At 39.9% G+C, this 16,571-nt stretch carries 13 protein-coding genes and 1 tRNA gene; 5 read left to right on the top strand and 9 right to left on the bottom strand.

What is annotated here, in order from left to right:
• Window positions 1-280: 280 nt before the first annotated feature.
• Window positions 281-2,941, top strand: a complete 2,661-nt coding sequence (locus tag ATS72_RS15090) for a hybrid sensor histidine kinase/response regulator (protein ID WP_058428463.1) — start codon at window positions 281-283, stop codon at window positions 2,939-2,941.
• A 28-nt stretch (window positions 2,942-2,969) separates the two neighbouring features.
• Here the strand turns inward: ATS72_RS15090 and rimI are convergent, their stop codons facing one another.
• The 5 genes from rimI to guaB form a co-directional block, all read right to left on the bottom strand.
• Complete coding sequence (gene rimI, locus ATS72_RS15085) at window positions 2,970-3,437, bottom strand: ribosomal protein S18-alanine N-acetyltransferase (protein ID WP_058428462.1); 468 nt, start codon at window positions 3,435-3,437, stop codon at window positions 2,970-2,972.
• A complete protein-coding gene (locus ATS72_RS15080; RefSeq protein ID WP_008130376.1) occupies window positions 3,424-3,741 on the bottom strand; it encodes a hypothetical protein in 318 nt (105 codons plus the stop codon). The genes rimI and ATS72_RS15080 overlap by 14 nt, the downstream gene beginning before the upstream one ends.
• 65 nt (window positions 3,742-3,806) lie before the next feature.
• Window positions 3,807-3,883 (bottom strand) — tRNA-Trp (locus ATS72_RS15075).
• A 154-nt stretch (window positions 3,884-4,037) separates the two neighbouring features.
• On the bottom strand, window positions 4,038-5,615 hold the full coding sequence (gene guaA, locus ATS72_RS15070) for a glutamine-hydrolyzing GMP synthase (RefSeq protein ID WP_058428461.1): 1,578 nt from the start codon (window positions 5,613-5,615) through the stop codon (window positions 4,038-4,040).
• Between the two features lie 96 nt (window positions 5,616-5,711).
• Window positions 5,712-7,181, bottom strand: coding sequence for an IMP dehydrogenase (gene guaB, locus ATS72_RS15065; protein WP_008130378.1), 1,470 nt, complete (start codon window positions 7,179-7,181; stop codon window positions 5,712-5,714).
• 147 nt (window positions 7,182-7,328) lie between these two features.
• Between guaB and xseA the strand changes: the two genes are divergently transcribed.
• Complete coding sequence (gene xseA / locus ATS72_RS15060) at window positions 7,329-8,660, top strand: exodeoxyribonuclease VII large subunit (RefSeq protein WP_058428460.1); 1,332 nt, start codon at window positions 7,329-7,331, stop codon at window positions 8,658-8,660.
• On the opposite strand, the gene ATS72_RS15055 is transcribed toward xseA, so the two are convergent.
• From ATS72_RS15055 to ATS72_RS15045, 3 genes are all read right to left on the bottom strand, one after another.
• Window positions 8,657-9,337, bottom strand: a complete 681-nt coding sequence (locus ATS72_RS15055; RefSeq protein ID WP_058428459.1) for a hypothetical protein — start codon at window positions 9,335-9,337, stop codon at window positions 8,657-8,659. The genes xseA and ATS72_RS15055 overlap by 4 nt on opposite strands.
• A 35-nt stretch (window positions 9,338-9,372) precedes the next feature.
• On the bottom strand, window positions 9,373-10,191 hold the full coding sequence (cysE, locus tag ATS72_RS15050) for a serine O-acetyltransferase (protein ID WP_006791922.1): 819 nt from the start codon (window positions 10,189-10,191) through the stop codon (window positions 9,373-9,375).
• Between the two features lie 142 nt (window positions 10,192-10,333).
• Window positions 10,334-11,263, bottom strand: a complete 930-nt coding sequence (locus ATS72_RS15045) for a sensor domain-containing diguanylate cyclase (RefSeq protein ID WP_058428458.1) — start codon at window positions 11,261-11,263, stop codon at window positions 10,334-10,336.
• 302 nt (window positions 11,264-11,565) lie between these two features.
• Here ATS72_RS15045 and ATS72_RS15040 point away from each other — a divergent pair, with 302 nt between their 5' ends.
• Complete coding sequence (locus tag ATS72_RS15040) at window positions 11,566-11,973, top strand: hypothetical protein (protein ID WP_058428457.1); 408 nt, start codon at window positions 11,566-11,568, stop codon at window positions 11,971-11,973.
• A gap of 1 nt (window position 11,974) precedes the next feature.
• Window positions 11,975-12,295: a helix-turn-helix transcriptional regulator gene (locus ATS72_RS15035; RefSeq protein ID WP_010555809.1), complete on the top strand. Its 321-nt coding sequence runs from the start codon at window positions 11,975-11,977 to the stop codon at window positions 12,293-12,295.
• Between the two features lie 172 nt (window positions 12,296-12,467).
• Here ATS72_RS15035 and ATS72_RS15030 read toward each other — a convergent pair whose 3' ends face one another.
• Window positions 12,468-15,347: a M16 family metallopeptidase gene (locus ATS72_RS15030; protein WP_058428456.1), complete on the bottom strand. Its 2,880-nt coding sequence runs from the start codon at window positions 15,345-15,347 to the stop codon at window positions 12,468-12,470.
• Between the two features lie 257 nt (window positions 15,348-15,604).
• Here ATS72_RS15030 and ATS72_RS15025 point away from each other — a divergent pair, with 257 nt between their 5' ends.
• A complete protein-coding gene (locus tag ATS72_RS15025) occupies window positions 15,605-16,561 on the top strand; it encodes a methylenetetrahydrofolate reductase (RefSeq protein WP_006791916.1) in 957 nt (318 codons plus the stop codon).
• Window positions 16,562-16,571: the final 10 nt, after the last annotated feature.

The raw sequence follows: 16,571 nt of genomic DNA, 5'->3' as shown, positions 1-16,571 counted from the left end.
GTAATTAAAGACTATTTTCGCTGATCTTGACCCTTTAAACAATCAATGGTTAGTTATTAACTGATCTTTTTTATCAATATTTAAACTCAGGCCGTTTAGTTTGTAATTTGACTCAAGCAAAATAAAAACTTTTACTTAATTAAGTAATTAAAACCTACGCATAAAGGGGAAGTTACCTCTAACTAAAGTTTATATTTTAGCGATGAGTTAAGCGCAGGCTTGTTTAATAAACTTGTAACGCATACTATAAAAAGATTGCGTCAAGGATATTAGTTAGTTAATGAAAACCAGTAAGTTAAGCATTAGATTATTATGGTATATAACTCCGCTTGTTATATTGCCCCTGCTATTTTTAGGTGGATTTACGTTAACTAATGTAACTAACTCTACGCAAAAACAAGCCGATCTAATCATGAGCCGCTTTGTTGAGCAGCAACAGCAAAAAGCGTTTAACTATATAGACTCATTCCACTCTACCACTAAGCTACTTTCTCGCTCTCCGGTACTTAACGACTTTTTGGCCAATGACGCCCTTTTAGACGGAAATTATACACGCAGGCTTGGCGCTCTAATGGATGTATTTGCCAGTTACAGCGAAGCCTACCCTGACATTATTAGTATAAATCTAGTGTCGGCTAGTGGTAAAAGTGACGCCTATCATTCAAATAATTTAACCATAGCGCCAAAAAACTACCCCTTTTTTAATCAGGTTATACAAAGCAATTTGAGCCAACAACAGTTTATGGTTCAAAAACCCGACGGCACAACCAGCCTGTATTTTGTGCAACGAATAGACAGCGTGGGTTATTACCTAAAACGTCCACAACAACTGGGGTTTATTGTTGTAAATGTTGAGCCTTCAATTTTAAATACCAGTATTTTAGAAGCGCCTTATAACAATACGCTCAATTTATTGTTGACCAAAGACGGTAAAATACTATTTAGCTCTAATTATAATTTACGAGGCCAGTACATTAGCGAATATGAACTTAATAAGGTTCGCGATTTGGCCGACATAGGCTCACTTTCTACCATTGAGTTATCGAGCATTGATAAAATCGAACGTATGATTTTTGCCGTACAAATGAGCGGCGGCTATTATTACGTATCAACAATTCCCAAAGCGGTACTTCATCAGTCGGGCAAAGCCATTAGCCTAATTACGGGTCTGATTGTTATTATTTCAGTGATCTCGTTACCTATCTTGATATTTGTTGTTGTACGTAACCTATTGTTAAATCCAATAGAGCTATTAGGTGCAGCCAGTCACCGAGTAGGTGACGGTGACTTAGCAGTAAGCTTACCCGCTCATACCGATGATGAAGTAGGCATACTGTTTAACGACTTTAACCACATGGTTAATCAAATTAGGCACTATCAACAACAACTCGAAGAATACAAACATCACCTAGAAGACAAGGTGGAAAGCCGAACTCAAGCGCTTGAGTCTATGAATAGCCAACTTGAACTCGCAATTACTCAAGCAGAGCAAGCTAACCAACTTAAAAGTCGTTTTTTAGCAAACATGAGTCATGAAATACGAACCCCTCTCACCGCTATTATGGGCTTTACAGAGCAGTTGCTACATAACGATAAAATAGTAAACGACAAACAACATTTAAGTACTATTTTACGAAACTCAAAGCACTTACTTGAACTCATTAACAATATTTTGGATTTATCTAAAATTGAAGCTGAAAAATTAGCTGTAGAGCAAGCCTCTGTGAACGTTGTGCAGTTAATCCATGATATTGAGTCAATCATAACGCCACTGGCGCAAGAAAAGCGTTTAGAACTTAATATTATTTTTGACTTACCAATACCGCAAACTATATACACGGATGTAACACGCTTAAAACAAATTTTAATTAATGTGGCCAACAACGCCGTTAAATTTACAGAGCAAGGCCATGTCTCTATTTGTGTGCATTATCATGCTCAAAGCAACCTCATTGAGTTTGTAATAACCGACACCGGTATTGGTATGTCTGAGCATCAAATTTCTCGTGTATTTAAACCGTTTGAACAAGCAGATGCGACAACTACACGTCGCTTTGGTGGTACTGGGTTAGGATTATGTATATCCAAAAACCTGGCAAATTTATTGGGTGGCGACATAAAACTAGAAAGCGAAGTGGGCGAAGGAAGTGAATTTTCAATTAGTGCTGCTTGCCACTTAAAAGGCAAAACACCCGAGCTTGAGCTGCTTGTCGATCATGCACAATTAACCCCTGAAAAAGACCCTCTATTATCATTTGCGACTAACAGCTTTGACGCAAATATTTTGGTTGCTGAAGATAACCCAGATAATCAGCTACTGATTAAGTTGCTGTTGCAAACTTGGGGGCTTGAGCCTGACATAGCTAATAATGGTGCACAAGCCGTAGAAATGGCGCTAGTAAACGACTATCAACTCATTATTATGGATATGCAAATGCCCGTCATGGGTGGGCTTGAAGCCACCAAAATGCTACGACATGCTGCTTACGACGGTCCCATTATTGCACTCACCGCAAACGTAATGAACCACGATATCGGCACCTATATAGAAGCTGGCTGCGACAAAGCGCTTGGAAAACCAATAGATAAAGATGCCCTCGAGAACGTACTTGTTAGCTACTTGCACCTTGAAAAGGATAATCAAAATAAGTGGGATGACTTGTTAAAAAGTGAAAAATTTCAACAGATATCTGATAATTACTTAGCAAACTTACCCAGTTATTTGGAACAAATAAAAACATTTCACCATGCACAAGATTGGGAAAGCCTAAAAGCAGTTGCGCATAGTGTTAAAGGCAGTGCAGGATGTTTTAACTTTGATGCTATTTACAAAAGCGCAGGTGAGCTTGAAGAAAACCTAAAAAGTAGCAATAAATCACAAAGAGATGAAATTATAAACTCAGTAATGGTGGCAATAAAGCAGGCAATTAACTCAAAATAAAACAGTTAGCTGCCTGCAACTAAAAAAATCACATAAACCCTAAGCTTAATGCCATACCCATTAAAATAGCATCTTCAAAACCGTTTTTAGTTGCATCATCACTTGGGTAATAATTCTTTCGTACCGACATCTCTATAAACCCAGCTTGCTCATAAAGCTTAATTGCACGCGTATTTGACTCCCGAACTTCTAAAAATAAATTTTCGGCATTTTTCTGTTCACCATGCTCTATAAATTTACTCAATAGCTGCTTAGCAATCCCCTTACCTTGGTGCTCAGGCGTCACGCATATATCCATAAGCGTAAAATCGGGCCCTGCTTTTTCACCAATGTAAAAACCAACGAGTATGTCACTATCAAAGGCCGCTAAATTAAAATAACGCCCACCAATACATGAACTCATCGTTTTTAAAGTCCAAGGATGACTATGGCACGCATTTTCAATAGCCATAAGCGCTTCTACGGCATCATTATTTACAGGTTTAAAGTTTATCAAGGTGTTCACTTATTAAAGCCCACAAAGCACGTTTATCGGTTGCATTTAGCTGTGGGGATGGCAACTCAAGCTGATCACCCGTTAATTGTATGTGCTTGCTTTTCACCACGCTATTTATAGCTACAGGCACTGCTGCACGATTAATATCTGCAAGTAATTGGCTAGAAAGCTCAAGGGATTCAAATGAAGCAGGCGTTAATTCTTTTTCAACATTATTTGTAAGGGGTTCAGCATTTGCTGGTCGAAAATGAGTATTTAATTCGAGATTTTCAATATCAAAAACAGCTGCGTACCGTGAATGCATAACGACTCGATGAAATGAGGAAGTAAGATAATATAAGAATTAATAAATACGATGTAAAGAAGAAATGGCAGGGGCGGAGAGATTCGAACTCCCAACCGTCGGTTTTGGAGACCGCTGTTCTACCAATTGGAACTACGCCCCTGCAATGACGACGAATTATAGAGAAGTTTCGCTAAAGGTAAAGAGAAAAATCACACATTTAGTTTAACTGCTTTTTAAATAAACAAAACGGCGAATTAGCATGCTAATTCGCCGTTTTTTATCACTTTAATTTACAAAACTAAATGCAGGGTAAATTATTCCCACTCAATGGTTGCCGGTGGCTTACCAGAAATATCGTAAACAACGCGTGAAATACCATCAATTTCGTTAATGATACGGTTAGAAACCACACCCAAAAACTCATACGGTAAATGTGACCAACGCGCCGTCATAAAGTCGATAGTTTCAACACAACGAAGTGAAACAACCCAATCGTATTTACGTGCATCACCCATAACCCCTACCGATTTAACCGGTAAGAACACAGTAAACGCTTGGCTTACTTTATGATAAAGCTCGGCTTTGTGCAGCTCTTCAATGAAAATAGCATCAGCACGGCGAAGTAAATCACAGTACTCTTTTTTAATTTCACCAAGTACACGTACACCTAAACCAGGACCAGGGAATGGGTGGCGGTAAAGCATGTCGTACGGTAAACCCAGCTCTAAACCAATTTTACGTACTTCATCTTTAAATAACTCACGAAGTGGCTCAACTAGACCCATTTTCATGTCATCTGGTAATCCGCCCACATTGTGGTGAGATTTGATAACGTGTGCTTTACCTGTAGCAGATGCTGCAGACTCAATGACGTCTGGGTAAATGGTACCTTGACCTAACCATTTAGCGTTCTTAAGTTTTTTAGCTTGCTCATCAAATACATTAATGAAAGTATGGCCAATAGCTTTACGCTTATCTTCTGGATCTGATTTACCTGCTAAGTCATTTAAAAATTGATCTTCAGCATCAACTTTAACAATGTTTAAGCCAAACTTGTTACCAAACATGTCCATTACTTGCTGACCTTCGTTTAAACGAAGTAAACCGTTATCAACAAACACACATGTTAATCTATCACCAATGGCGCGGTGAATAAGCATAGCTACAACCGATGAATCAACACCGCCTGATAGGCCTAAAATAACTTCGTCGTCGCCAACGGTTTCTTTAATGCGCTCAATGGCATCATCAATAATTTTTGCTGGAGTCCACAGTTTTTCACAACCACAAATATCAATAGCAAAACGCTCAAGTAGACGCTGACCTTGATGAGTATGCGTTACTTCTGGGTGAAACTGTACGCCGTAAAAACGTTTTTCTTCGTTAGACATAGCAGCATGCGGACACGTTGGTGTTTTAGCTGTAGTGCTAAAGCTTGCTGGTACTTCCATTACTTTATCGCCGTGGCTCATCCATACGTCTAAAACGCCATTGCCACCATCGGTAATATGATCTTCAATTGCATCAAACAATGCACAGTTGCCTACCTTTTCAACTTGCGCATAACCAAACTCTTTTTTATCAGAGCTGTGAACACTACCACCAAGTTGAGTAGCCATTGTTTGCATGCCATAACAAATGCCTAATACAGGAACGCCTGCATTAAACACATACTCAGGAGCGCGCGGGCTGTTTTCAAGTGTGGTTGACTCTGGGCCACCAGAAAGAATAATACCTTGTGGGTTAAACTCGCGAATTTGCTCTTCAGTCACATCCCATGCCCACAGCTCACAGTAAACACCAATTTCGCGTATACGGCGAGCGATTAGCTGAGTGTATTGTGAACCAAAGTCTAAAATGAGAATTCGTGAATCGTGAATATCTTTGCTCATGGAGTATCTCGTAAAGTAGATGCTAAATTCCACTAATTTGCTTAGTGGCTATTAAAGAGGGCTGGTAAAGCCAGCCCCGTAATTTCAAGTCGTTGTTTAACCTAAGCGGTAATTTGGTGCTTCTTTGGTAATTTGCACATCATGAACATGCGACTCACCCATACCTGCAGATGTAACACGCACAAACTGAGGCTTAGTGTTTAGCTCTTCAATTGTTGCACAACCCGTTAAGCCCATTGCGCTGCGAAGGCCACCTACCTGCTGGTGAATAATAGTCGCTATTGGCCCTTTATACGCTACGCGACCTTCAATACCTTCAGGGACTAACTTGTCAGCTTCGTTTGATTTTTGGAAGTAGCGATCTGATGAACCTTCTTTTTGATCCATCGCGCCTAAGCTGCCCATACCACGGTATGATTTGTAGTAACGGCCTTGATATAGTTCTACTTCGCCTGGCGCTTCTTCGGTACCTGCGAGCATTGAGCCCACCATTACACACGATGCACCCGCAACAAGCGCTTTCACAATGTCGCCTGAAAAACGAATACCACCATCGGCAATTACTGGAATGTCGCGACCTTTTAAACCATCAACTGCATCTGAAATAGCCGTGATTTGTGGAACACCACAACCGGTAACAATACGGGTTGTACAAATAGAACCAGGGCCGATCCCTACTTTTACTGCATCAACGCCTGCATCAGCAAGCGCTATTGCTCCTTCAGCAGTTGCAACATTACCCGCTACAATTTGAAGGTCTGGATAAGCCTGACGAGTTGCAGATACACGGTCAATAACACCTTGAGAGTGGCCATGAGAAGTATCGATAAGTAGAACATCAACACCCGCTTCAACTAATGCAGCAATACGCTCATCAGTACCCGCACCAACGCCTACCGCAGCACCTACACGTAAACGACCTAACTCGTCTTTACATGCATGTGGTTTATCTTGCGCTTTTTGGTAATCTTTTACGGTGATCATGCCTTTAAGTTTAAACGCATCATCAACAACTAAAATCTTCTCAATGCGGTGTTCGTGCATTAAACCTAAAATTTCTTCGCGAGCTGCGCCTTCCTTAACGGTAACTAGCTTTTCTTTTTTAGTCATAACAGTCGAAATTGGCTGTTCAAGTTTTGTCTCAAAACGCATATCGCGGCTTGTAACGATACCTACTAAAGTGTTTTCTGGGTCGGTAACAGGAAAGCCTGAGAACCCTTTTTCTTCTGCAAGGTCCATAGCATCTGCAATTGTTAAATCAGCAGTCACTGTTACAGGGTAAGACACAATACCCGCTTCGTAGGTTTTAACTTTTCGTACGTTTTTCGCTTGTTCTTCAATAGTCATGTTTTTATGAATAAAACCAAGACCACCTTCTTGCGCAAGGGCAATAGCTAAACGAGCTTCTGTAACAGTATCCATAGATGCTGAAATAAGCGGCAAGTTAAGTTTGATACCACGCGTTAAGCGAGTTGAAATATTTGCCGTGTGTGGCAAAACAGTAGAATGACCTGGTACTAAAAGTACGTCATCAAAGGTAAGAGCTTCTTTAGCAATTCTAAGCATTTTGGCAACTTCTCACATGTGGATCTAAGATAAGGAATTGCGGCCAAATTTTAACAGCGTTATAGGCATTCGTAAATAATATTTCGCAAATATTTATGATAAACTTCCCTTATAACTTGCCTCATAAATAGTTTTAGGTTGTTTTTTATGTTTTCAAAGCCTTCGCAAACGGTTTATACCGTCTCGCGCCTTAATAGAGAGATCAGAACAGTACTAGAGCAAGGCTTTGCTTCATTAGTGCTTACCGGTGAAATTTCTAATTTTATTGCGCCAGCTTCTGGGCATTGGTATTTTTCGTTAAAAGATGACAAAGCACAAATTAAAGCGGCTATGTGGCGAGGTAATAACCGAAGCCAAAGTTACCGCCCAGAAAACGGCGCACAAGTAACAGTAAAAGCACGCGTATCACTTTATGAGCCCCGCGGCGATTACCAGCTTATTGTTGAACATATGGAACCGGCAGGCGAAGGCCAACTCAAGCAAGAGTTTGATGCGCTAAAAATGCGTCTTGCTGCTGAAGGGCTATTTAGCTCTGCATACAAAAAACCACTGCCGCAAAATATAAACCGTATTGGTGTAATAACCTCTGCAACGGGCGCAGCTATAAAAGATATATTAACCGTACTTAAACGCCGGGCACCGCAATTAGAAGTCATTATTTACCCAGCCATGGTGCAAGGTAAAGAAGCCCACATACATTTGATTAACCAAATAGAGTTAGCCAATGCACGCAACGAAGTAGACATACTTATTTTAGGACGCGGCGGTGGTTCACTTGAAGATCTGTGGTGTTTTAACCACGAACAACTCGCCCGCGCTATTCATAACAGTGATTTACCTATTATAAGTGCCGTAGGCCATGAAATAGACACCACAATCAGTGATTATGTTGCCGATATGCGAGCCCCTACCCCCTCTGCGGCGGCTGAGCTTGTAAGTCCTAACACGCAAGAGTTGCATAGCAAAGTAACCCAGCTTATTAACCGCTTAAATAATGCATTTAAACATAGCATTGCAGATAAGCGTGCACTCGCAACCCAATTGCAGCATCGTTTGAATCTATGCCACCCGCGCAATCAGCTCAATCAAAAAGCGCAGCGATTAGATGAGTTAAGTATTGCCTTGCAACAAGCTATGCAAAGCCGGTTGTACCAACAAGAGCGCACGCTTAATAATTTAACGCCACGTTTAATGCGTCAATCTCCCGACAAAAAGCTAGCGCAAGCTTCTCATCAACTATCGCAGTTACAAGCAAGATTAAACCAAGCTATACAACAACAATTACAACAAGCCAATAATAGCCTGGCATTACAAGCAAGTAAGCTAGATTCGGTAAGCCCGCTTAATGTTTTAGCACGCGGTTATAGCATCACTAAAACACAACAAGGGAAGGTGGTTAAATCTGTGGGTCAAATTAAAGCCGGTGATGTTTTAGTTACAGAGCTGGTCGATGGCTCTGTAAAGTCAACAGCGCTTTAAAGCTCTGTTGCCATTAGTAACGTTAGTTCGGTGTCGCTTGAAGTCGAGGTTGTTCTTTTAAATTGCAACCAAAGCTTTTGCTTCATTAACTTATCGTTTAGCTCTCGCCATTGGGTATGATCGAATGAATCGTTATCCGTTGGCGCTGCAAGTTTAAATTTACAAACCGATGTTTTACATTCTGCGCTGACAATATCAGGCGTTGAGGCTAAATCTGCGGTAAGTAAAAAATCCTGCAAGGCGGTTTCAGTTTGATAAGCCCACTCTTCATCACGTTGTTGCTCATCAAACTGTGCCTGTAAAGCGGCTTGCGCATCAGAGGGGTCACGCAGCTGCTTCACCACACTTTCCATTAACGACTTTTGCTTAGCTAATTGCAGCTTAAGCTGTGTAACTTGCTCTTCTAGGGGAAGCTCATCAAGGAGTTGTGGATCTGATTTAGGGGAAATATCTTTTTGCTCTAAGCGAGCACTTTGCTCAGGAGCAGCTGGTGCAACACGCTTTGCTGTTGCTTCACTTATTTTAGCTGGCTGAACAAGAGGGGTTTGCTGCTTTGTATCAGCATGCTGTACCTTTGCGGGAGTTGAGTCACTTGAAGCCAAACTAAAATATCCCCAAGTTAAACCCACACCAGCAATAAACCCAATTCCAAGGATTAAAACGTTATTTTTGTTCATATTAATTCCTTTTAAGTTTTACTCTTTATTCTATGTCACAGCATAGCGCTGGTATGCGATTCGTTTTCTGGCTCTGGTGTAGCTAAAAAGTTTTGGTTCATACTTTGCGCAGGACACGGGCATTCAGGCCTGCCAATAATTTTGGCCGGTACGCCAACGGCCGTTGTATGAGGTGGCACAGCAGTTAATACCACCGACCCTGCACCAATACGTGCGCCCTCACCCACTTCAATATTACCCAGCACTTTTGCGCCTGCACCAATTAACACACCCGCTCTGATTTTAGGATGACGATCGCCCTGCTCATTACCTGTACCACCAAGCGTAACCGATTGCAGTATTGATACGTTATCTTCAATGACTGCAGTTTCACCAATAACAATACCCGTTGCGTGGTCAAACATTATGCCTTTACCAACCTGACAAGCAGGGTGAATATCTACACCAAACACTTCAGAAGTACGGCTTTGAATAAAACGCGCCAGTTCTTTACGGTTTTGTTGCCACAAGCAGTTAGCTAAACGGTGAGCCTGAATAGCATGAAACCCCTTTAAATTTAAAATAACAGTCAGGTAGGTTTCTGCGGCTGGGTCTCTATCTTTTACAGCTTTAATGTCTTCTGCGACAAAAGACAGCATGCGATCGCATTTTACAAATGATTGATCGAATAATTCACGAATAGTAAATGCAGATACAACAGCATCGGCCAATTTGTTAGCAACAATAAAGCTTAACGCCGAACCTAAACACTCATGGTTCAAAATACATGAATACACATGACTTGCTAAAAGTGGTTCGCGAGTGACGACTTCATTTGCTTCACTTCGAAGCTGTTGCCAAATTTCATGACGCATAATACTGAACTGCCTTAAATTGATATAAAAAAGAGCCTTTTGCTAAGTCTAACGGATTTAAAGCTCAAGGTGTTAACGCCTTAGTTATTTGTTCTGGTTATTAGGTATAACAAAGCACATTTAACAACTAAGTATTTAAAATTTAGTCAACCACGGTTAAATCGGCTGCACATACTAAATTTTTACCCGCAGTTTTTGCTTTGTATAATAAGTCATCGGCTTCTTTAACCATATTTCGTATTTTATAACTGTTACAAGGAATAACACTTGCCAGCCCAACACTAACAGTAAGTGTTTTACTTGGTAATGACAGCTCATTACAAATATTAAGCTGCTTTAACTGCTCTACAATAGCATTAATAATTATTGTTGCTTGCTCAGAGTTTGTGTTGCCATAAACAAGTACAAACTCCTCCCCGCCAAAACGTGCGCAAATATCACTGGGTCTTTTTGTATATTGCTTAAGGACTGCCGCAACTTGTTTTAAACACTCATCACCTTGTTGATGGCCATAAGTGTCGTTAAGTAGCTTAAAGTCATCTAAATCAATTAATGCCAATGAAAGAGGCATATTTAAACGCTTACACCTATTCCATTCTTGCTCTAAAAAGCTATCAAAATAACCACGATTAAATATATCGGTTAGTCCATCAATATTTGCCAGTTTCTGGACTTCTTCTTCAGCGAGCTTTCGCTCTGTAATATTTTGATGCGTAATTACATAATAAAAATCAGTACTGTACTTAAATGGTACTACGCGCATCATAAACCAGCGTTTTTCATCATCACTATGGCATGGGTATTCTAAATAAAACGCTTCTTGCTCTGCATTAATAACAGCATTAATTCCCTTGAATGCCCTTTCGCCTATTTCGTCACCGTTGTCTGCTGCTTTTTTACAGGTAAATAAATAATTTTCTTTTTCCCAAGCACCGCATGAGCAGTCATTTTCTTCACCAAAGTTTTGCCATCCTTTATTTATAAAAACCATTTCTCCTTCTTTATTAATTACAACAACCTGCTCTGGCATAGTGTCCAAAACTAACTTTAAAAATAATTTATCATCTAGCACGCTTACCTTCAGACTTATAAGAATAATTGTCTGAAAGTATATGTACTTAGCGTTTTTATGACAAAAATAAATGCGTACTTTTCTTTAAATTTATTATTTACCCAATCAAAGAATAAAAATGATACGACAGCAACACTCATTTTAAACCTGAACGAAAATCAAATAAAACACATTAAAATCAGTAGTTAAACACACATGACATACACAGTGTCATATGCCAAACTGCTCACTGGCATATTCATGACGGCGTAAAAAATAATAATAAACGCTAAATTAGCATCATCAACTCAACAAGGATAACGATGATGAAAAACGACATATTAAATACTAAAAAACTCGGCTATAAATTTTATTTTCAAGATGGCGACAATCAAATAGCCTGTTTTGGAAGTTACTTTACTGGTAAAGAAGAGGTGTACATAAATGATGATTTATTTAGTAAAAAGCGCAATGTAAATTGCACAAGCACCCACTCTTTTGATTTTGAGAGCTCACAGTACCAAGTAAAGTTTGACATGCTAAACATACTCACAGGGCGAATGAAGTGCACACTTTATAAAGATACAAAAGTCGTTGCCAAACAAATTCAATGCAGTCTTCCTGACGATCCTAAAAAGGCTTTCTTTTTTATTGCTGGTTGCGCATTAGGCGGTGCAGTGTTTGGCTATGCAACTGCAACCATTGTTGAACTATTTGTAGGGAAGCTTTAACGTGCAATTAAATCCTACAACTGTTAAATCACTCAGAGGCCAGTTAAATTGGACTCAGCAGCAACTTGCTGACGCCTGCGATGTTAGTTTACGAACAATTCAACGGGTAGAGAAAGAAGGTGCAGCATCAAAAGAAACAACAATGGCTTTATGTGCTGTACTGGAAGTACGCCAAGGTGAATTAATTAAACTTGAAGATAACACTAACTCTTGCGATGTTAGTCCAGCTTTAAACACGCGTAATATAACCTCAATTTTAGCACTATCGTCAGTCGTCAGCTTTATATTGGGGATGATCACTGTATTTTTTATAATGAGTTGAGGCGCTAAAAAATGTCAGAACGTAAAGAAAAAGAATTACGAGGCCATATCACATTAATAGCCATAATAAGCGCAGTAATAATTTTAGGGTTAGGGATAAACGTTGGCTCAATGCTATAAAAAAGCCCCAAACGTGGGGCTTTTCATTATCTACAAGTCGTTTTGTTTAAGGTTTATTTAAAAACACTGTCAACTTTCACTACTTCAATATTGTTAGCCGGAATAGCTAATGCGTAATCGGCAATAACTTTATCCTCTGCAACAAGCGCTGCTGGTTTTTCTGTGTTGTAAACCATTGGCGATGTTTGCTCTGACACTAAACGTTTTTTCATGTCTTCACCGTCACCGGTAATAAACACGTACTGCACGTTATCGGTTTGTAGATTATCTTTAATCACCCGATTCACATCAGCAAGCGTTAGCTTTTCAAGTTTACTTGTTACGTATTTTACAAACGATTCAGTGTTATAAAATTCGCTATCAAGTGCATAACCTAGCTGGCGGTTTTGACTTGCTACAAGCTGCGGCACGTAGTTAATTAAAAAGTTACGTGTTGCCTCAAAGTCTTTTTCGGTTAAGCCGTTTTTAATAAGCTTATCCAGCTCAAATAATGCGGTACGCGTTGCAAAGTGCGCGTCGTTGTTAGAGCGAAGTGGGCGCAACCATACTTGGAATATTTGCTCAGAACGCCCTAAATTTGCATCAGGCTTAGTTTGAAACATACCACGTGGGAAGTATTCAATATATGCGTAATCGCCGTAGTTCATACCGCGCGTTTGACGAATTCGTTCATATAAGTATGAGTTAGAACTACGATGCTCACCAAAGTACGAACGCACAAGCCAAAGGGCAGTCCAATCTTCGCTGCTGCGAATAGTATCAATCGGGAAGCCAAACGATACTGCCGTCGATTGCGCTGATTTTTCTACAATCGTTGCATGATGGCCTTTAAGCTCTGGCGCATCAGGAATACTTAAACGGCTTTGCTCGCCTTTAGGTAAGGTTGCTAAATCGCTCATAATATTTGCTTTAAGCGCTTTTGGCACGGCGCCAATTAAACCCAGTGTTAGTTTAGATTGAGTAAGCTCTGAATTGTAAAATGCTTTTACATCATCAAGCGTTAATGCTTCTAAATCAGAAATATCACCGTAGTTGTAGCTCTCAAATGGGTGGCCTTTGTAAAGCGTGCTGTAGAGTACTTCTTTACCTAGCTCTTCATCGTTAGATGCTTTTAATCCTGACTTAATACCGTCGATCATTTCTTTTTTAAGGCGTTTAAAGTCATCGTCTCTAAAGCCTGGATTAAGTAATTGTTCGCTTACAAGTGCATACCAAGTTTCAGCGTTATCTTTATGAATACGCCCTTGGAACGACAGCATTTCTTTGTCAATCTGGTAACCAAAACTACCTGCAAGCGGATAAAGCGCTTTTTGAATTTCTTTGTAGCTGGTACTTTGCGACCCACCTTGAGCAAGCATTGCGGCGGTAAGCGCAGCTACACCTTTTTTACCTTGAGGATCAGCAGCAGCCCCTGTATTAAATAAAAAGTTTACATCAATCAGCGGCGAGCTATTGGTTTTATCAAGCACTTTAAATACAGGTGCCTCTGGGGCTTGTTCAAGTTTTGCAACTACTGCACTTAAACTCGCCTCTTCTGCAAACCCCGGTGCTTTATCAAGTGCCGACATAGTTACAGTAGTACGCGTGTTATCTACAAAGTATTTATTAGCAACCGCTTTAATATCTTCTGCTGTGATGTTGTCGGCCGATTTATAAAGCTGGTTAATAACCTCAGGGTCGCGTTCAAAATGCATGTAACTTGCAAGCGTTGATGCAATTGCTTGCGAAGAATCTAAACCATTAATAAAGCCATATTTAAGGTTAGACTTTAAGTCACTTAATTTTTGTGCATCGACCAATTCTGTTCTGGCTTTTGCATAAGTGCGGTTAATTGCATCACGCGCTTTTGCTAAATCATCAGCGTTTTCTACTTTTACAAATACATGCAGTAAGCCTGGATCTTTGGTTTCTGGATTATAAGTAAACATTTGACTCGCTATTTGTTTATCAACAACGAGCTCTTGATATAAATCTGAGTTACTTGAAAAATAAAGCTGCGAGATTAAATCAAGTGCAGCTCTGTCTTTTTTAGCGGGTTCCCACGCAGCACCCTTATACGATACCAATAGCCAATGCCCCGGCAAGGCTTTATTTTGTTCATGCAAATATTTAGGAGCTTGCTGTTTTGGCTCAGCTTTAATATCGGCAACGTAATTGCCTTTTTCCCAACCACCCCAGTGTTTTTTAACCATTGCCATTGTGGCTTTTGGGTCAACATCACCCACAATAACTAGCGATACATATTCTGGCTTATAAAACTTATCAAAAAATTCTTTACCGTAAGCCATTTGGTCTGGCATGGCTTCTATATCTTCAAAAAAGCCCATTGTGGTGTGTTTGTAAGTATGCTTTTCAAAAGCCTCTGCACGCACAGCACTTAATAACTTGCGAATCGGGCTGGCGTTATTTTTTAAGTACTCACCTTTTACCGTCAATGCTTCGGTTCTAAATTGCTCTTCGGTGTAGGTTAAGTTTTGGAAAATATCAGCTTCAATCTCAAGTACTTTATCAAGGTGCTGCTTTGAAAAGTTTAAATGGTAGTTAGTGTAATCGTTGGTAGTGTATGCACGGTTATCAACCCCTGCATTTTTGAATATGGCGGTGTATTCGTCTTGCGGAAATTTTTTAGAGCCTTTAAATACCATATGTTCAAAAAAATGAGCAAAGCCGGTCTTGCCCGCTTCTACTTCATTACGCGAGCCAACAGAAACGGGTATTTGCAACGAAACGACATCAGGGTAATCCGTTTTTACAACCATTACACGTAAGCCATTCTCAAGCTCTTCAATTAGGTAATCTTGTGAAAAAACACGGTCATCAGCTTTTTTTACTTGTTCTTGTTTTGCTGTTTGCGTTGTTTCATTTTTTTGCATTGCACAGCCAGTTAAAGCGAGTGATACCGCAAGGCTTGTTGCTAATAGTTTAAATTTCATAATTGTCCTTTAGTAAATTGAGCAAAGTTGTTGTCAAAATATTTACAATTTCACTACTAATTATGCCCCAAAGCCAATGAATATAAGAGCCCTCAGTCGCTTTATTATGTAAACAACTGTGTCATGCACTTAATTTAGGAACTCCTTTGTATGAATAATCCTCACGTTGCTTGAAAAACTTTCACTTAAAAAATCTATCTAGACGTCTAAATGGCTGCTATATTTAATCCATCAACCATTGAGCTGGAATGAGGATTATGGCTTTATCACTTCAAGAGAAAATTGAGGACACTAATCAAGGTGTTTATCTTATTGGCACAACGCCACCCAAAATAGGCACTGATAAAGCGCAGTTAAAAACCATTGCAGAAAAACTATTAGGCCGCTTACACGAAATTGAATACGACGGTGTTGTAATTTACGATATTCAAGATGAGAGTAGCCGTACTAATCAGGCTCGTCCGTTTCCATTTAAACAAACGGTTGATCCGCGTGAGTACAGTAAGTTGCTAAAAGACTTATCACGCCTAGATGTAATTACCTACAAAAGCGTAGCGCAACGCGGTGAGGCTGAATTTAAAGAGTGGCTAGATGAAACTAAAAACGAGTTTGATTTAAAAAATGTCGTTTTAGTGGGTAGCCCATCGTCTGAAGGTGATATTAAACTAAGCCTACCTGACGCTTATAAAACATTAGCTGAGCAAAGTGATGACTTCTTTTTAGGAGGCGTAACCATTGCAGAGCGACATGCAAGCAAGCGCAATGAACACGAGCGCTTAATAGAAAAAACAACACAAGGTTGCCAATTTTTTATATCGCAAGCGGTTTATAATGCTCAAGCTACTATTGATTTAATAACAAGTTACGCGCGTACTTGCAAAGCACAAGGCGTTGCACCAAAACGTATTATACTCACGTTTACGCCGTGTGGCGGAGAAAAAACCTTAGAGTTCATGCAATGGCTAGGGATTTCTGTTCCTGAGGCGACCAAATGGCGCATGCTTGACGCCGACAACACCTTGAGTGAATCGGTGCGTATTTGCCGCGAAAATCTCGATTCAATTTTAAAAAGCTGTGCGCACTTAGATGTGCCACTGGGTTTAAACATTGAAAGCTTAACAAACCGTAAAGAAGAAATTGACGCATCAATTAACCTGTACCGTTTATTAAAAGCAACTATGGAGCTCAACCTAGCTGAGAAACAAATAGCGTAAAGTTAAACTA

Source organism: Pseudoalteromonas sp. 13-15, assembly GCF_001468205.2.
In the GTDB taxonomy this organism is placed as follows: Bacteria; Pseudomonadota; Gammaproteobacteria; order Enterobacterales; family Alteromonadaceae; genus Pseudoalteromonas; species Pseudoalteromonas marina.
This window is presented reverse-complemented; position numbering and strand designations above follow the sequence as displayed.